The sequence below is a fragment of the Limosilactobacillus kribbianus genome (genome assembly GCF_026413145.1).
In the GTDB taxonomy this organism is placed as follows: domain Bacteria; phylum Bacillota; class Bacilli; order Lactobacillales; family Lactobacillaceae; genus Limosilactobacillus; species Limosilactobacillus kribbianus.
Window position 1 is genome coordinate 1 of the sequence record NZ_JAOVYZ010000102.1, and the last position, 1248, is coordinate 1248.

At 43.9% G+C, this 1248-nt stretch carries 1 protein-coding gene; it reads left to right on the top strand.

Going from position 1 to position 1248, the window contains the following annotated elements:
• The first annotated feature begins 138 nt into the window (after positions 1 to 138).
• A complete protein-coding gene (locus OCT58_RS10350; protein WP_267202731.1) occupies positions 139 to 789 on the top strand; it encodes a sunset domain-containing protein in 651 nt (216 codons plus the stop codon).
• The last annotated feature ends 459 nt before the right edge of the window (positions 790 to 1248 follow it).

The following is a 1248-nucleotide window of genomic DNA, read 5'->3' on the forward strand; positions in this document are numbered from 1 at the left end:
ATGATAAAATAGTGGTGCTCATCAAGGTCCTTCTTTCTAATGGATTGTGTGGTAACACCATTAAAGACCTTGATGGGTTTTTCTGTCCACTTAAATGTTCAACTTAAATTTTACAATCTGCCGAAAAGATTCGTTTTATTGATTACCAGTTTTGTGGCGGGAGTGCTTCTCTTTGCCACGCCAGCATTTGCAGGCAAGACCGCTCTGACCGTCAGCATCCCGGATGGCCAAAACGCCCGCCTCACCGGGCAGACCGTCAAGCTTAATTCGGAGAGCGACGGCAGCATTACCTTCGTTGGGGAAACGGACGACAATGCTAAGGTTACAATCATCAAGCATGGTGGCAACAATCGCCAGTATACCGTCCGTGCCGATGATCAGGGGCATTTTACCAAGACCCTTCAATTGGCCACCAGCACAAAGCGGTGCCGTTTCACGATCAAGGCAACGGCCGATTACGATGATCCAAGTGCAAAAAGTTATTTCACCGTTACCAACAGCGCCTACGTCAAGCCAGTGCCGACGGAAACCAGCACTAGCAGTAGCTCCAGCAGCAACGCTAGCGAAGAATCAACTGCGAGTGACAGTGTCAACGTGGCTTCGACCAGCTCCAGCACAAGTGGGGATATGAAAACGGATGAAGCTGGCGGCTTAATCGTGGGCAACACCAGGTCGAAAATTTACCACACGCCCGATCAACAGGGCTACCACATGAATTCTGCCAATGCCATCTACTTCAATTCGGAAGCGGAGGCACAAGCACAAGGCTATCGCAAATCTTTGCGGTAAAAATAAGCAGTTAGCAATTATCAAAAATAAATAATTCCAATCGCGGTGGCTGTGTTCAGCCATGCAAAAGGCCAGTGAGGCTCACCAAATGTGAGTTTCACTGGCCTTTCCTTTATCTTCCCAGTTGTCTTAAGAATAAATTCCATAAGACAACTGTACCTTAAAGCTCTCCTTAAACAAAAGAATTACTTTCCAATAAATGTTATTCTTCCATATATTTTCTAAAAAAGGGGATATTTTATTATAGTAATAGCTAATTAAATTATCAGGAAGCGACCTTTTAAATTCGAGTATTCCACACAGTGGCTCAAGATCATTTTTAAGGAATTAACTTCCTTCCTAAATTTCAAGAATAAGTTAGCCACTGGACTCAAATAAATAATACTGACCAATTGATTATTGGTTGATGGAGCTGTGATATCTCTTGGTAGAAGGCCTTACGATAGATATCCATTGACG